Genomic DNA, 14661 nt, shown 5'->3' with positions numbered 1-14661 from the left:
CGCCCGGTGCGCCAACGGCACGCCCGGTGCGCCAACGGCACGCCCGGTGCGCCAACGGCACGCCCGGTGCGCCAACGGCACGCCCGGTGCGCCAATAGGGTCAGCTCGCACAGCGCAACGGACAGGCGGGTCAGGCCTCGGTCTGGCCCGCCTTCCGCGCCACCTCCTCCAACCCAGCCCGGTACTCCGCCCACCACGCCGCGTCCCCCTCCGGCATGTTGTCCACCTCCTGCCGCAGCCCCGCCGCGCCGTCGATCAGTTCGCGGACGATGTCGGCGTGGCCCGCGTGCCGGTGCGTCTCGGCGATCATGTGGACCAGCAGCCGGTGCAGTGTCGTGTCCGCGCGGTCGGGGGCCCAGTGCGGTACCCGGGCGGGCGCGTCGAGGGCGTGGGTGGCGATGGTCGCGTCCGAGTGCGCCCAGACGTCGCGGTAGAGGCCGGTGATGTGCGACCGGGATTCCTCCGCCGTGGCCCACATGTCGGCGTTGGGTTCCGCGCCGTCCTCCATCCACGGGTAGCTCACCGGGAACGGGCGGCCGAAGCTGGCCCCGAAGTAGGCGGTCTCGCAGCCCGCCACGTGCTTGACCAGCCCCAGCAGGTTCGTCCCCGTCTGGGTCAGCGGTCGGCGGATGTCGTACTCGGACAGCCCCTCGAGCTTCCACAGCAGCGCTTCGCGCGCCACCGTCAGGTAGCGGAGCAGGTCGTCCTTCGGGTCCGAGGTCATGGCCGCCAGCATCCCACCGACCCCCGACACTTGCGCGCGGCTGAACCACAGGTGAACGGATGGCGGTCACGGTGTCCAGCCGGGACGCCGCTCCCTAGGCTTTCGCGCGGTGGCGGCGGGGGAGGGAGATCAACGTGACCGACCTGCGGGACGCGTTGCGCGCGGTGCTGGACTTCCTCGGCGCGGGCAACCTGGTGCTGGGGATCGTGCTGCTGGTCGCGACCCCGTTCGTCGACCGGTTCCTGATCCGGCGCAAGCGGGTCAGCTACCGGGTGCACTACAACTCCAAGATCGGCCTCGGCCCGGAGAAGCTGACCGACGAGACCGCTGGCGGCGACTCCGCGCAGCTGACCAGGCTGACCCGGCTGCTCGACCGGCTCAGCATCGTGGTGATCCGCATCCGCAACACCGGCGGGTACGACATCGACCCCGACGACTTCGACCGCCCGCTGACCTTCACCTTCGGCGAGCGGGTGGTGTGGAACGCGCGGATCTCCGAGGCCGGATCGGTCGAGGTGCGCGAGAAACTGCGCGCCGGACTGCGGTTCTTCCGCACCGACGGCACTGACGGCACTGACTCGGCGACCAACGGCCAGGTCGGGCCACCGGTGGCCGACGAGCGCGACAGCCTGCGCACGGTCAGGGACAAGATGGCCCAGCGCATGGTCCGCTGGATCGGCGGCCAGGCGCCCGCGCCGAAGGAGCCGGAGGCCGAGCCGCGCTGGCACGGGGTGCGGCTGGAGACGCTGGCGCTCAAGCGCAAGCAGAAGATCAAGCTGGTCGTCGTGCTCGAGGAGCCGGAGGACCACCCCGGCGGCGAGACCAGCAAGGAGATCACCGCCACCGGCAAGCTCGCCGACAACGGCATCATCAAGGACGAGAAGCGGCAGCGGCGGTTCACCCTGCCCAGGCTCACCGGCGCGCTCGCCCTGGCGCTGACCGCGTTCCTGGTGCTGAGCCTGGTGTTCGCCTCGCCGCCGGTGGACCCGTCAGTGCGCTGCGTGTCCGGTGAGCTGACCATCCGCGGCTCCAGCGTCTTCATGCCCACCATGAAGGCCATGGCCGCCGACTACACCGCCGCCTGCCAGGACGCCAGGATCACCACCCAGGCGACCGGCAGCATCGACGGCGTCCGCTGGCTCGCCTCGGCCGACCCGGCCACCTCCGCCGCGCTGTCGGACGGCCTGCAGAACACCAACGGCCTCGTCGCCCAGCAGTTGGCCATCGTCGTCTACCACGTCGTCGTGCACTCGGGCGTCCCGGTCGAGACGCTGTCCACAGAGGACCTGAAGCGCATCTACGACGGCACCTACACCGACTGGAACCAGCTCAACCCGAAGTCGCCGTCCCTGCCGATCCGCATCGTCGGCCGCGGCCAGTCCTCCGGTACCCGCCAGCTGTTCGAGAAGCAGGTCCTCGCGGGCGGCGAGGGCGGCCTGTCCTCGGACGAGTGCGTCGAGAAGAACCGCGACCCCAGGGCGCGCACCATCCGCTGCGAGCGCGAGTCGAACTCCGACGTGGTCGCGATGATCGGGGCCGTGCAGGGCGCCATCGGCTACGCGGACGCGCCATCGGTGGCCGAGGCCCGCAAGAAGGGCGACCTCAGGGCGGTCAGCATCGACGGCAAGACCTTCGACACCGCGGCCGCCCTGGCGTCGAACTATCCCTTCTGGACAGTCGAGCACCTCTACCTCAAGGGCGAGCCGGGCAAGGACACCCTGCTTGAGGCCTTCGCCGAGCACGTCCGCAAGCACGACAGCGCCCGGTTGCGGCTCAAGGACTCCGGCTACTTGCCGTGTGTCACACCGCAGGGCGCGCCGCTGGAGCTGTGCAGCACCCGTTAGCCGCCGCAGGCCTCGCGGATCAGGTCGGGCGTGAGTTGCTTGGCGAGGGCGACCAGGGCTTCGTCGGCGAAGACCGGGCGCAGTGCCTCGGGAGCCTGGTCCGCTTTGGTGTCGGCCAACAGGATCGCTTCCGGAGTGGCGCGCAGGTAGTCCGCGAGGCTGGGCCACCGGATCTCGACGACCGTCCACAGTGCCAGGGTTTGGACCGGGACCACGTTGCCCTCCAGGGTCCGCACGGCGCGCGACGTGCTGTAGGTGTTGATGAACCGCTTCATCGCCCGCGGGTTCGGCGGCAGCATCCCGCCGTAGCGCTGGAGGCTGTGCTCGGTCGCGACCACCGCGGCCGGGGTGCTCATCCGCCGCAGCGCTTCTCCTGCGACGCGACCGCGCACGACCGGGCTCGCGGTGCTCAGCGCGTCGACGACCTGGGCCTCGGTGACGCTGCGACCGAGCTGGGCCAGTACGCGGCCTTCCTCCGCCGCGATCTCCCGCGGTCGCGGGATGTCGACGGTGCGCAGGAGTTGGCGCAGGTAGTCCTGTCTACGCGGGGAGTCGATCGCCGGGACCTGGACGCGCAGCTGGAAGAACTTGTCCAGGAACAGGTAACCCAGCGGCCTGCCCGGTTCGGCGACGGCGGTGCTGAACTTCTCGTACGCCTGCTCGTAGCCCGCCCGGATCCAGGCGCCGTCCGCGGCGACGATGAAGTGCGGTCCGGTGTCGCGCACCAACGTCTGCACGGTGTCCAGCAGTTCGACCACAGTGGACTCCTTGCACCGGTCGAGGTCGTCGACCAGGAACACCACGGGTCGCTTGGCCCGCTTGGCGAGCCAGCTGAAGTGGCGGTTCACCTCCAGCATCGGGTTGGTGTTCGACTGCTCGAACAGCCGCGCCCCGCGCGCGGAGTCCCACAGCAGGAACCGGCTCGCCACCAACGCGCCCGCCCAGAGAGTGCCGACACCCGCGATCGCCCCGGTGACGGACTTCGCGATCTCGGCGACGTTCTTGAAGTCCGACGCGAACAGCCACCAGACGCCGAAAGTCAGCGCCAGCAACAGGATGAACGCGAACACGACCGGTGCTCCCACGCGTCGCAGCCGGGCGAAGGACTCGCTGATCCTGAGCCCGATCCGGCCGAGGAACCCGCGCTGGCCACGGATAGCGGTGCGCAGGGCGGTCAGCAGCGCCCACCAGGACGGCCCGACGCCTGCCTCGCGCCACGCGTCGAACGGCACGGTGGTGAAGTCGCGGTCCAGTTCGGTGCGCAGGAAGCCGAGGATGGTGCTCTTTCCGGAGCCCCAGGGGCCGTCGAGGTGCACGAGGAACGAGGAGTCGACCTGGCGGAGCTGTTCGGCGATCAGTGTCGCGAGTGGACGGCGGTGCAGGGCGTCCTGGGTGGCGGGGGCGTCGGCGGCCCATTCGACGTGGTCGGTGGTCGGGCGGGCCCACACGCGGACCGTGCCGTCGTCGCCGCCGCTGACCACGACGGGGCGTTCGTCCACGGTGCCGAAGGCGACTCCGCGCACCGGGCCGGTGTGGCCGGGGAGGTTGGTGAGGCCGCCGGTATCCGGCTCCCACAACCGAACCAGACCGTCCTCGCCTCCTATCGCGACGGTGATCGTGCCGTTGATCGCCGTGATGGCGATGGACAGGGGCACGGCGCCGAGGTGGAGCAACGAATCGCCGACGTGGACTTCGCGGTCTTGCGTGCCCAGGGCTGTTGCCGACTGGTGGGCGGCGACGCAGGTGGCCGGGACGAGAGCGCTGGCAGGCCTGTCCGGCTCCCCCCAGATCAACCACTGCCCATCGGGGGAGATCGACATGGGGGTGATCTCGTCCGCCAGGGCGACACCGGTGACGAAGTCGTTGTGGCCGCGCAGCTCCCGGACGTCACCGTTGGTCCAGCGGAACACCGAGTTGTCGTCGCCGCCGCTGATGACGGTGCTGCCCTTGCCCGCGGCGACCGCGTTGGCGATGCCGTTGTGCTGGTAGAGGGTGACGCTGTCGCCGCTGCCGTAGAGGGGCCAGGCGCGCACGGTGCCGTCCTGGCCCGCGCTGAAGACCTGGCCGGGGGAGTACCGGCTCGCCGCGACCGACCAGACCGGGCCCGCGTGCCCGCGCAGTGGCCGTTCGCCGAGGTCTTGGAGGTTCCACAGCCGGAGCACGCCGTCCTCGCACCCGGCGGCCAGGATCGCTGGCATCTCATCGGCGACCACGACTGAGGTGACCTTGGTGCCGACGTCGAACACGCGCTGCTCGCGGTAGGGCGCCATGGTGGGTTTGGCGATGTCGGTGCCGGACTTGACGACCTGGTCGGCGTCATCCGGCCGGTCGGTGAGCACGTACCCGGAATCGGCCGACAGCGACGCCAGGTCGGCGCCGCTGTGGCCTCCTTCGATGTGGAGGCGGATCTCCCGCTGCGGCGCCATGCGCCGAGATTACCTAGCCGAAGAAGACCGAGGTGGCCAGGTTGTCGAATCCGACCGCGGCCAGGTCCGGCACGTCACCGGTCACGACCAGCGACTTGCCCTTGCAGTCCTTCTCCGACCACAGCTTCAGCGACCCCTGCGCGGTCAGCGACGACGCGTTCCTCGGTCGGGCGAGGTTCTTGCAGCCCGGACCCGCGGTGCCCTCGGCCGCGCCGTTCTCGCTGAACCGCGGCTCGTCGAACAGGACGACACTGGTGGCCTTCGTGCTCTGGACGCCCGCCTTGGCACCGGTGGGCGTCACGCCGAACCAGGTGCCGCCGACGCCCTGCCCGTTGGTGTCGCCCGCCTTGGTGTCCTTGGCGAACCGGTACACCGGCCACCCGCCGATCGTGACCTGCTTGCTCCCGTCATCGCGGGTGACGAACCCGACCGCCGACTGCTGTACCCCCGACACGAACACCTTGCCACGCTTGGCAACGGTCACCGGCGGCCATTGCTTCGCGCACTCCCCAACACACACCGACTTCGACGGCGCCGCCGAGTCCTTGTCGAACCGGTACAACGTGAGCCCGGCCCCGTTGACCACCACCGGGTCCAACGCCCCCGCCTTGCCCGCGGTCAACTCCACCCACTTGCTCGAACTCTCCGCCTTGGCCGAGTTCACCGAGCCATCGGGCCCCTTGGCCCAGTCTCCGGTCCCCTCGGCCGCATTGTTCGCCTTCGCCGTCCCCGCAAAGAACGACGCGTCGCCCTGAGTGTCCATTGCGTACTCGTCGGTCGCAGTGACCTCAGTGGACACTGGCTCGGCCTTCTCGCCACAAGCCGACAACACCAACATCCCCGCCGCGATGACAACGAACCCGATCTTGCGCCTCATGGCAACTCCCCGATCTCCCGACAACCTCATGACCTCCCCAACACGGCCACCCCCCTCCTCCGGTTCACCCAACGAGTGAATCCCTCCCCTCTGCGCCCTCTTCCCCCAGGTCGAGTTATCCACAATCCCCCCAGTTGTCCACAGATCCCCACAACTCCCGTTGACCGCAACCCAGCCCCGATAGACTGGCCTCGGGGACGCCCCCGGAGTGGGTGGGGGCTGCGCCCGGACGCGCGCGCGAAGCAGTGGGTGTGGGGTAAGAGGCTGCGGGTGTTCGGGGCTTTGCGGCGGCCGAATGGGGCTGGGGAGCCGTAATGGCGCTGATGGGGATAGGGCGACCGGAAAGGTGGTGAGCGCCTGAAGAGAGGCGAGGGGTTGCCGAGAAAGGGCGGAAGTCCGCAGGAAGGTTGGCGGGGCATCGCCGGGCTAAGGCTGGGGTTAGGGGAAGGCTTGCGGTAAGGGTGTCTGCGAAGGCGCAAGGGCGGGCGCGCACAGGGGGAGTGGACGCCTGGCGGTGAGCCTGGAGAAGGGGAGCGGGGGCCGACAGGGCGTGCGTGAAGGGTGTCAACGGCTCGGTGGCAGAGGAGACCGCTCATAAAGCGACGCGGCGTCGGGGATGTGCCGTGGCGGGAAGACGGGTGCCTGGCGAGGAAGTGCTAGCGGCTGAGGTGGAGGGGGAGTTCGGTGAGGCCGCGGAGGTTGAAGTGGGAGTGCCAGTGCAGGTCGTCGGTGGCCAGGTCGATGTGGGAGTAGCGGGCCAGTAGTTCCGTGAACACCGTGCTGGCCTCGAGTTTGCCCAGTACCGCGCCGAGGCAGTAGTGGTTGCCGGAGCTGAAGGCCAGGGACTTCGGGTCCGTGCGGGACAGGTCGAGGCGGTCCGGGTCGGGGTAGCGGGCGGGGTCGCGGCCCGCGGCGTCGAAGAGGACGAGGACGGTGTCGCCAGCGGGGATGAGCTTGTCGCCGATGGGAGTGTCCTCGGTCATGATGCGGGCGGCGAGTTGGACCGGGGGGTCGAAGCGGGACAGTTCCTCGACCGCGGTGCCCATCAGGCCGGGGTCGGCGCGCAGGGCGGCCAGCGCCTCGGGTTGTTGGAGCAGGGCGAGCATGCCGTTGGCGATCAGGTTGACCGTGGTCTCGTGGCCCGCGTTGAAGATCAGCAGGATGTTGGCGACGATCTCCTCGTCGGTCAGCTTCTCGCCGTCGGCGTCGGCCTGCATCAGCACCGAGAGCAGGTCGTGCTCGGGGTCGGCGTCGCGGCGGGAGTCCATCAGCTCCAGCAGGTAGGCGCGGAACTCGGGCTCGGCCTTGTTCATCGCGATCCGCCGCTGCGGGGTGACGCCCGGGTCGATGACGTAGCCGACCTTGTCCGTCCAGTCCCGGCACCTGGCCCGGTCCTGCGGCGGGATGCCCAGCAGCTCACCGACCACCAGGATCGGCATCGGCAGCGCCAGCCCGGCGATCAGGTCGACCGGTCCGTCGCCCATCTCGTCGATGAGCCGGTCGACGACCTGCTGGATCCGCGGCCGCATCCGGTCGATGTTGCGCGGGGTGAACACGCGCGCGATGAGCCTGCGCATCCTGCGGTGCGCCTGGCCGTCCTGCATCAGCATCCACTTGCTGGTGCTCTTCACCACCGGGCAGGTCGGCCCGCCGCGCACCATCGCCCAGCCCGGGTCGGCCGGGAAGTTGCTCGACGCGGACGGCGCGCGCAGCAGGGCGTCGACGTCGTCGTAGCGGGTGAGGACCCAGTAGCCGAACGGCGAGCGGTGCACCGGGTCGGTCTCGCGCAGCCGCCGGTAGTAGCCGAAGCGGTCGGCGGCCAGTGCCGGGTCGTTGAGGTCGAAAGTTGCGGTCATCGCGGGATCCGTCCCAGACAGGCCTGGTCGCTCGACGGCTCCGATCGTGCTGTTCCCCACAGGCACCGTCAACCCCTAGGTGGACCCCTAGTGACGAAGCCGGTCACGCTCCGGAGTTTCCCAAGGCCATCACCGTGGGTGATCTAGCCGGTGGCGTTCGGTACAAGATCACTCGGTCGCGAGGCCTCTCGGAGAGTCGTCAGCCGAGGTCACGGCGTTACTTTACGGCTCAACGTGTACGCCGTACGAGTGATACTTGGTTGCGAGTCGGTTGTCATAAGTCACGACGTGTAACTGATGTTATGGGTCGGTGCGATGGAACGGGCAACAGAGCCCCCGTGCGGACCAACGAGCGCCAGGACCTCCGCGCTCACCATCGGCACCCGGGCTTGGCAATCGGAGAAGAATCGACATCGCCATGACACTGCTGTGGATCTTCGGTGGACTCGCGGTCATCGCCGCTCTCACCTGGCGTCTGCGTCGGGCCTCGGCACTGGTCGACCGCATGCTGCTCGAGGAACGAGTCGGCGCGGAACACGACGCCAGGATGGCCGACCACGCCCTCGCGATCGAGGTGGAGCAGGAGCAGGAGCTGACCGTGGACTGGCCGCACCCGCCGCGCCTGGCCTGGTCGCGGCCGCAGTCGCGCACCGCGGCGCACAACCGGCTCGCGGGCTAGGTCGGACGCACCACCCGGCACGGGAAATGACCTCTACCCAGCGAAAGACCTGAAGGCCCCGGGCCGGGTGGCCCTGGCCGGTCACCCGAGGAGGGGCGAGGATGGAACGGGACAGCAGGGACTGGACGCGGTGGGCGCCGCGTCGCGGGCGGGGCAAGCGACCGCTCGGTCCCCCGGTCGGTGGGCGCCGACCGGGGGACCACGCCAGCGGGTGCGGGGGACGGTCAGTACGGGTCGCCGAGCGCGGCGCGCAGCCCCCGGTGGTCGACCCAGCCCAGGTGCGCGCGGGCCAGTGAGCCGCGGAAGGACCACAGGTGGTGCTGGCACCAGGTCGCCGAGCGGCCGTGCCGCTGGCTCGGTGCCAGGTTCGACCCCAGGTAGGTGCCGGACAGCTCCAGCCGGGTCTCGACCGTGTCGGCCCCGGTGCGCCTGGCGCTGAGAATGCGGGCGTGGATATCGGGCATCAGCCGCCGCGCGGCCATCACCGAATGGCGCAGGCCGGATATCCCGTCGTCGAATACCCGGACGTCGGAGAGATCGCGGATATCGGGGTGGGCGAACTCGGCGAGAACGGTGTAATCACCCTCGTTCACCGTTTCCCGGACGAACGCGACGGCCATGTCGACCTGGTCGACGGCGCCACCGATCGCGGGTGGGCCGAGGGCGAGCACGCCGGTCACCGCTGTGCGGGGAGCGCGACCTCGGCCAGTGCTGCGGAGAGGGCTCTGCGGTGCTCGCGGCGGATGGCCGCGGCGCGGTGCTTGGCGTACTCGGCGTCGGTCTCCGGGTGCACCGGGCGGACCGGGCGCGGCGCGCCGTCCGCGTCGACCGCGACGAACACCAGGTGCGCCTCGGCGATCACCTCGAGCTCGTCGCGGCCCTGCCAGCGCCGGGCGCTGACCTGCACGCCGACCTCCATCGAGGTGCGGCCGGTGCTCTCCACGTGCGCGACGGCGGTGACGATGTCGCCCGCCCAGAAGGGGGTGAAGAAGGTCATGTCGTTGACCGAGGCGGTGACCGCGTGGCCGTCGCTGTGGCGCACCGCGGCCGCCCAGCCGACCTCGTCGGCCAGTTCGAGGATCAGCTTGCCCTTCCCGGAGCCGAACATGTTCTCGTCGCCTGGCCAGATCACCCGGGACAGCTCGCACCGGGAGTGGCCCATCGGCCGCCCGGTCGGCAGCGGCTGCGCGTCGGTCAGCGGTGCCCGTGTTGGTGTGTCGACAGGGGTCATCGGAAGTGGTTCTCCAAAGGGGTATTCGGTCACGTCGAATGCGGAAACGCCCGCGGCGGGGGGAGGCGTGGCCAGTCTAAACGATCACTTGGGTGACCCCGGCCAATTTCTCATGATCACCGCATATCTCCCTGTGTCGGGCGACAAAGTTGACTGGCTGTGATCGAAGTAGGCCCAAAATGTCGGATACCACTAGCTCGATCCGGTGATGGTGGTGCGAATGTCGCGGCGCGGTGCCCGGCGCGGTGCTCCAACCTGTGGGTGACCCCACCGCCACCGACGCGTGCGCGGGGATGACCCGGAGGCACCCCTCTAGACTTCGCGGGCACCCCCCACCAGCCCGTTAGTGAGGTTTCGCCGTGCTGACCATGCAGGACGCGTTGCTGGCGTTGACCAGGTATTGGACCGAGCGCGGCGCCATGGTGGTGCAGCCGTTCAACACCGAGGTCGGCGCGGGCACCCTGAACCCGGCCACGGTGCTGCGCGTGCTCGGCCCCGAGCCGTGGCGGGTCGCCTACGTCGAGCCCAGCGTCCGCCCCGACGACGCGCGCTACGGCGAGAACCCGAACCGGCTGCAGACCCACACCCAGTTCCAGGTGATCCTCAAGCCCGACCCGGGCAACCCGCAGGAGCTCTACCTCGGCAGCCTCCAGGCGCTCGGCATCGATGTCGCCGCGCACGACGTCCGCTTCGTCGAGGACAACTGGGCCTCGCCCGCGCTCGGCGCCTGGGGCCTCGGCTGGGAGGTGTGGCTCGACGGGCTGGAGATCACCCAGTTCACCTACTTCCAGCAGGCCGGTGGCCAGACCCTGGACCCGGTGTCGGTGGAGATCACCTACGGCGTCGAGCGGATCATGATGGCGCTGCAGGGCGTCGCGCACTTCAAGGACATCGCCTACGCGCCGGGCATCTCCTACGGCGAGGCGTTCGGCCAGGCCGAGTACGAGATGAGCCGCTTCTACCTCGACGACGCCGACGTCGACACCCAGCGCAGGCTCTTCGAGGACTACGCCGCCGAGGCGCGCAGGCTGCTCGACGCCCGGCTGCCGGTGCCCGCGCACATCCACGTGCTCAAGTGCTCGCACACCTTCAACGTCCTCGACGCGCGCGGCGCGGTCAGCACCACCGAGCGGGCCAAGGCGTTCGCCAGGATGCGCGGCCTCGCCCGCGAGGTCGCCGGGCTGTGGTCGGAGCGCCGGTCCGAACTGGACCACCCGCTGGGCCTGGTGCCCGCGCTGCCGCAGGCCGCCGCGCCCACCGAGTTCCCCGCCGTCGAGGGCGCGCACCCGCTGCTGTTCGAGATCGGCACCGAGGAACTGCCCCCGCACGAGGTGACCCGCACCGCGGCCGCCGTCGAGCGCGCGCTGACCGAGAAGCTCGCCGCCACCCGGCTCGGCCACGGCGCCATCACCACCTACGCCACCCCCCGCCGGGTCATCGCCGTGGTCGACGCCGTCGAGCCGGTCGAGCCGGACGCCGAGCGGACCGTGCGCGGGCCGAAGGCCGCCGCCGCGTACGACGCGGACGGCAACCCGACCAAGGCCGCCGCCGGGTTCGCCAGGGGCCAGGGCGTCGACCCGGCGGAACTGCGCCGCATCGATGTCGACGGCGTCGAGTACGTGGGCATCACCCGCACCGACATCGGCAAGGGCGCGGTCGAGGTGCTCAGCGGCGTCCTCGGCGCGGTCGTCGCCGAACTGCGCGCGGACAAGAACATGCGGTGGAGCGACCCGAAGCTGTCGTTCACCAGGCCGGTCCGCTGGCTGCTCGCGCTGCTGGGCACGACACCGGTGCCGGTCGCGGTCTCCGCGCTCACCGCCGGGCACACGACCCGCGTGCACCGCACCGCGGCCGACCCGGTCGTCGAGGTCGCCTCCGCCGAGGGCTACCTGGACTTCCTGGCCGGGCACGGCATCGTCGCCGACCAGCGCAGGCGCCGGGATCTGGTGGTGTCCTCCGCCGCCGAGCTGGCCGCCACCGTCGGCGGCGTGGTCGACGGCGAGTCGGCGCTGGTCGACGAGATCACCAACCTGGTCGAGGAGCCCAACGCCGTCCTCGGCTCGTTCGACGCCCGCTACCTCGAACTGCCCGCCGAGATCCTCACCACCGTCATGCGCAAGCACCAGCGGTACCTGCCGGTGCGCGACGCCGACGGTGCCCTGCTGCCGCACTTCGTCGCGGTGGCCAACGGCGCGTGCGACCACGACAAGGTCCGCGCGGGCAACGAGGCCGTGCTGCGCGCGCGGTACGAGGACGCCAGCTTCTTCTGGCGCGCCGACCTGCGCACGCCGCCGGAGCGGATGAAGGAGGGCATCGCCAAGCTGGCCTTCGAGGAGCGGCTCGGCTCGGTCGCCCAGCGCGCCGACCGGATCGCCTCGGTCGCGCTCGCCCTCGGCGCGGCCGCCGGTCTGTCCGAAGAGGACGACGCGGTGCTGCGCGCTGCCGCGGGCCTGGCCAAGTTCGACCTCGGGTCGCAGATGGTCATCGAGCTGACCAGCCTCGCGGGCACGATGGCCAGGGAGTACGCGCGGCGCGCCGGGCAGCCGGAGTCGGTCGCCCAGGCCCTCTACGACATGGAACTGCCCCGCTCCGGCGGCGGCGCGGTGCCCACCACCGTGCCCGGCGCGCTGCTCGCCCTCGCCGACCGGTTCGACCTGCTGGCCGGGCTGTTCGCCGTGGGCGCCAAGCCGACCGGCAGCTCCGACCCGTTCGGCCTCCGCCGGGCCGGGGCCGGTGTCGTGGCGATCCTGCGCGCTTTCCCGCGGTTGAGCGGCCTGACCGTCCCGTTCGGACTGTCCACTGCGGCCGACCAGGTGCGCGCGCAGGGCATCGGGGTCGACGACGCGGTGCTCGCCGAGGTCGCCGAGTTCGTCAAGCGCCGCTACGAGCAGGTGCTGCTGGACGCGGGTACCCCGCACGAGCAGGTCGGCGCGGTGCTCCCGCTCGCCGACGCCCCCGCGACCGCCGACGCCGCCGTCGCCGAACTGGCCGGTCTCACCACCGACCCCGGGTTCGCCGGTCTGGTCGCCGCGCTGCAGCGGGTGCGCCGGATCGTGCCTGCCGACACCGGGGCGGGCTACGACCCGGCCGCGCTGGTGGAACCGGCCGAGCTGGAACTGCACCAGGTGTTCGCCAAGGCCCACGCCGCCGGTGGCACCGGGCTGGCGGGCTTCGTGGTCGCCGCGTCGCCGCTGACCGAGCCGGTGAACACCTTCTTCGACGCCGTGCTCGTCATGGCGCCGGAACCCGCCCTGCGCGCGGCCAGGCTCGGCCTGCTCGCCTCGATCAGGGACTGGGCCGCGCCGGTGCTCGACTGGCAGGCGCTGGGCACCTCGCTGGAGGCCTAGGCCGCACCGCGGCACGACGACCCGGTCCAGGTTCGCCTGGGCCGGGTTTTCGCTATCCGGGCCACGGCCGGAGTCGGTCTTACTGAGCAACCCACTCGGCCGCATTGTGCGTGATGGGGCATTCGGGGTACCGGCGGCGATCGGTGAATGTCGAACCAGGCACCGCGCCCGTGTCGCTTTTCGGCGGGAGACCGCCGTTCCGATCCCCCTCGGCCGCAGTTCTGATACCCCCACCCTCCACCCGGAGGGTTTACGGACACCGTGAGTGGCCGTCCGGTGGCCGAATTGCGTGGTCACGAGACCCGTCGGCGTCCGTCGAGCGGCATTCGACCACCACCCCCGGTAGCCGCGCGCGGCGTCCCCGGTGGAATCGCCTGGGGCGGGTGAGTCGAGGTGGTCGGCTAATCCCGACCGCCCGCCGCCGCCCGGATTGCCCGGAGCGGCTTTCGTATGCCGTCCGCCGCGCCGCCGCCCCCGGGCCCCCGACCGGCGGAATGGTCCACCGCGCCCGGCTGCCCGACTCGACGTGAAATCGGGTGTCCACCGGCGGATATGTGCCGAGGCACCCACCTTTCGCCGATGCGCGGTCCCGCCGCGGGCCGACACGCGGGACATTAGCCGAGCGACACCTATTTGAAACACCGTTGCGCAGCGGGTACTGTTCACCGCAAGTGGGGAGCTTTTTCAATTCCCGTGACACCCCGTGTGCAGTGAGGTGCCCTATGGCTCAGAAGACCATCGTCCAGCTTTACGACGACCTCGACGGCTCGGCTGGCGAGGACATCCGCCCGGTCGAATTCAGCCTGGACGGGGCGAACTACGAGATCGACCTGAATGAGGCCAACGCGACCCGCCTGCGCGAGCAGCTGGCCGAGTTCGTCGCCGCCGCCCGGCGCACCGGTGGTCGGGTCAAGCGCCACTCGGCGCCGTCGACCAAGCCCGCAGGCGACACCAGGTCCAAGGAGCAGACCAAGGCGATCCGGGACTGGGCGCGGCAGAACGGCCACGACATCTCCGAGCGCGGCCGCATCCCCAGCGCCGTCGTGGAGGCCTTCGAGGAGGCGCACACGGTGAAGGCCAAGGGCAACGGCGGCAAGGCCAAGAAGGCCGCGTTCTCCGGCTGAACCAGCCACCGGGACGGACCGCGGCGGGGACGACCCGCCGCGGTCCCGCTGTGCTCCAGCGCGGTTAGAAGCTGACCCCGCCGTCGATGTCGCGGGCCTGCAGCACCTTGCCGCTCACCGTGCCGGTGATCTGGTTGATCACGCCACCGTGCTCGGCGCGCAACCCGGCCGATTCGACCGCCCAGTTGGCGCGCAGTTCCTCGGCGAACTCCGGATCGGCCCGCTCGAGCTGTTCCAGTTCCGCGGCGAGCACGGCCACTTCGGCGGACTCCGGTGCCGCCCCAGCCGCCGCGGTGAGCGCTGCCTGGCCTTCCGCGCGCCGGGCGAACCGGGTTCGCACCAGTTCGTAGAGCGCTCCCGCCGACTTGGCAGCCAGGGCGGCCGCGATGGATACCAACACCGGTTCGGGCATCCGAACCCCTCCTTAAGCCTGTGTTCGTTCCACCCACCGTACGACGTTCCCGGCAGGGCGGGCACCGCCGACCCGAGTCCGCTTACCGCTCCGGAATTCCGCCGGTCGGTGCGCCGCGGCGCGGTGGTTTCCCGGCACCCG

11 protein-coding genes are annotated in these 14661 nt (G+C 70.8%); 4 read left to right on the top strand and 7 right to left on the bottom strand.

From position 1 onward, the window contains the following. Nucleotides 1–130: 130 nt before the first annotated feature. Nucleotides 131–724 carry a DinB family protein gene (locus BMY07_RS07295; protein WP_092776108.1) on the bottom strand — a complete coding sequence of 198 codons (594 nt, stop codon included), beginning with the start codon at nucleotides 722–724 and terminating at the stop codon, nucleotides 131–133. 134 nt (nucleotides 725–858) lie between these two features. Here BMY07_RS07295 and BMY07_RS07290 point away from each other — a divergent pair, with 134 nt between their 5' ends. After that, entirely contained in the window at nucleotides 859–2568 is a 1710-nt protein-coding gene (locus BMY07_RS07290) for a PstS family phosphate ABC transporter substrate-binding protein (RefSeq protein ID WP_092775701.1), read from the top strand. Here BMY07_RS07290 and BMY07_RS07285 read toward each other — a convergent pair. The 3 genes from BMY07_RS07285 to BMY07_RS07275 all read right to left on the bottom strand — a co-directional run bounded on the left by BMY07_RS07285 (nucleotide 2565) and on the right by BMY07_RS07275 (nucleotide 7727). Next, the gene (locus BMY07_RS07285; protein ID WP_092775700.1) at nucleotides 2565–4994 is read right to left on the bottom strand and encodes a P-loop NTPase fold protein; all 2430 of its coding nucleotides are present in this window, start codon (nucleotides 4992–4994) and stop codon (nucleotides 2565–2567) included. The genes BMY07_RS07290 and BMY07_RS07285 overlap by 4 nt on opposite strands. A gap of 13 nt (nucleotides 4995–5007) precedes the next feature. Next, on the bottom strand, nucleotides 5008–5871 hold the full coding sequence (locus tag BMY07_RS07280; RefSeq protein ID WP_092775699.1) for a hypothetical protein: 864 nt from the start codon (nucleotides 5869–5871) through the stop codon (nucleotides 5008–5010). 656 nt (nucleotides 5872–6527) lie between these two features. Continuing rightward, entirely contained in the window at nucleotides 6528–7727 is a 1200-nt protein-coding gene (locus BMY07_RS07275; protein ID WP_092775698.1) for a cytochrome P450, read from the bottom strand. Nucleotides 7728–8145: 418 nt separating this feature from the next. Here BMY07_RS07275 and BMY07_RS07270 point away from each other — a divergent pair, with 418 nt between their 5' ends. After that, nucleotides 8146–8406, top strand: a complete 261-nt coding sequence (locus BMY07_RS07270) for a hypothetical protein (protein ID WP_092775697.1) — start codon at nucleotides 8146–8148, stop codon at nucleotides 8404–8406. 224 nt (nucleotides 8407–8630) lie between these two features. Here BMY07_RS07270 and BMY07_RS07265 read toward each other — a convergent pair whose 3' ends face one another. Further along, nucleotides 8631–9077 (bottom strand): ester cyclase, encoded by a 447-nt coding sequence (locus BMY07_RS07265; protein ID WP_143073393.1) that lies wholly within the window; start codon nucleotides 9075–9077, stop codon nucleotides 8631–8633. Nucleotides 9078–9082: 5 nt separating this feature from the next. Next, nucleotides 9083–9637 (bottom strand): acyl-CoA thioesterase, encoded by a 555-nt coding sequence (locus BMY07_RS07260; protein WP_092775695.1) that lies wholly within the window; start codon nucleotides 9635–9637, stop codon nucleotides 9083–9085. Nucleotides 9638–10005: 368 nt separating this feature from the next. Here BMY07_RS07260 and BMY07_RS07255 point away from each other — a divergent pair, with 368 nt between their 5' ends. Together BMY07_RS07255 and BMY07_RS07250 are read left to right on the top strand one after the other, a co-directional pair. Then, nucleotides 10006–12984, top strand: coding sequence for a glycine--tRNA ligase (locus tag BMY07_RS07255; RefSeq protein ID WP_218150626.1), 2979 nt, complete (start codon nucleotides 10006–10008; stop codon nucleotides 12982–12984). A 722-nt stretch (nucleotides 12985–13706) separates the two neighbouring features. Beyond that, nucleotides 13707–14108 (top strand): histone-like nucleoid-structuring protein Lsr2, encoded by a 402-nt coding sequence (locus BMY07_RS07250; RefSeq protein ID WP_092775693.1) that lies wholly within the window; start codon nucleotides 13707–13709, stop codon nucleotides 14106–14108. Nucleotides 14109–14172: 64 nt separating this feature from the next. Here the strand turns inward: BMY07_RS07250 and BMY07_RS07245 are convergent, their stop codons facing one another. Then, nucleotides 14173–14520 carry a hypothetical protein gene (locus BMY07_RS07245; RefSeq protein WP_092775692.1) on the bottom strand — a complete coding sequence of 116 codons (348 nt, stop codon included), beginning with the start codon at nucleotides 14518–14520 and terminating at the stop codon, nucleotides 14173–14175. Nucleotides 14521–14661: the final 141 nt, after the last annotated feature.

Origin of the sequence: Actinokineospora terrae (assembly GCF_900111175.1) — a bacterium.
Classification (GTDB): Bacteria; Actinomycetota; Actinomycetes; order Mycobacteriales; family Pseudonocardiaceae; genus Actinokineospora; species Actinokineospora terrae.
This window is presented reverse-complemented; position numbering and strand designations above follow the sequence as displayed.

Excerpts from the sequence above, each read along its gene's own strand:
- BMY07_RS07295 (WP_092776108.1), bottom strand. The coding sequence starts at position 724 with ATGACCTCGGACCCGAAGGACGACCTGCTCCGCTACCTGACGGTGGCG.
- BMY07_RS07285 (WP_092775700.1), bottom strand. The coding sequence starts at position 4,994 with ATGGCGCCGCAGCGGGAGATCCGCCTCCACATCGAAGGAGGCCACAGC.
- BMY07_RS07280 (WP_092775699.1), bottom strand. The coding sequence starts at position 5,871 with ATGAGGCGCAAGATCGGGTTCGTTGTCATCGCGGCGGGGATGTTGGTG.
- BMY07_RS07275 (WP_092775698.1), bottom strand. The coding sequence starts at position 7,727 with ATGACCGCAACTTTCGACCTCAACGACCCGGCACTGGCCGCCGACCGC.
- BMY07_RS07270 (WP_092775697.1), top strand. The coding sequence starts at position 8,146 with ATGACACTGCTGTGGATCTTCGGTGGACTCGCGGTCATCGCCGCTCTC.
- BMY07_RS07260 (WP_092775695.1), bottom strand. The coding sequence starts at position 9,637 with ATGACCCCTGTCGACACACCAACACGGGCACCGCTGACCGACGCGCAG.
- BMY07_RS07255 (WP_218150626.1), top strand. The coding sequence starts at position 10,006 with ATGCAGGACGCGTTGCTGGCGTTGACCAGGTATTGGACCGAGCGCGGC.
- BMY07_RS07250 (WP_092775693.1), top strand. The coding sequence starts at position 13,707 with ATGGCTCAGAAGACCATCGTCCAGCTTTACGACGACCTCGACGGCTCG.
- BMY07_RS07245 (WP_092775692.1), bottom strand. The coding sequence starts at position 14,520 with ATGCCCGAACCGGTGTTGGTATCCATCGCGGCCGCCCTGGCTGCCAAG.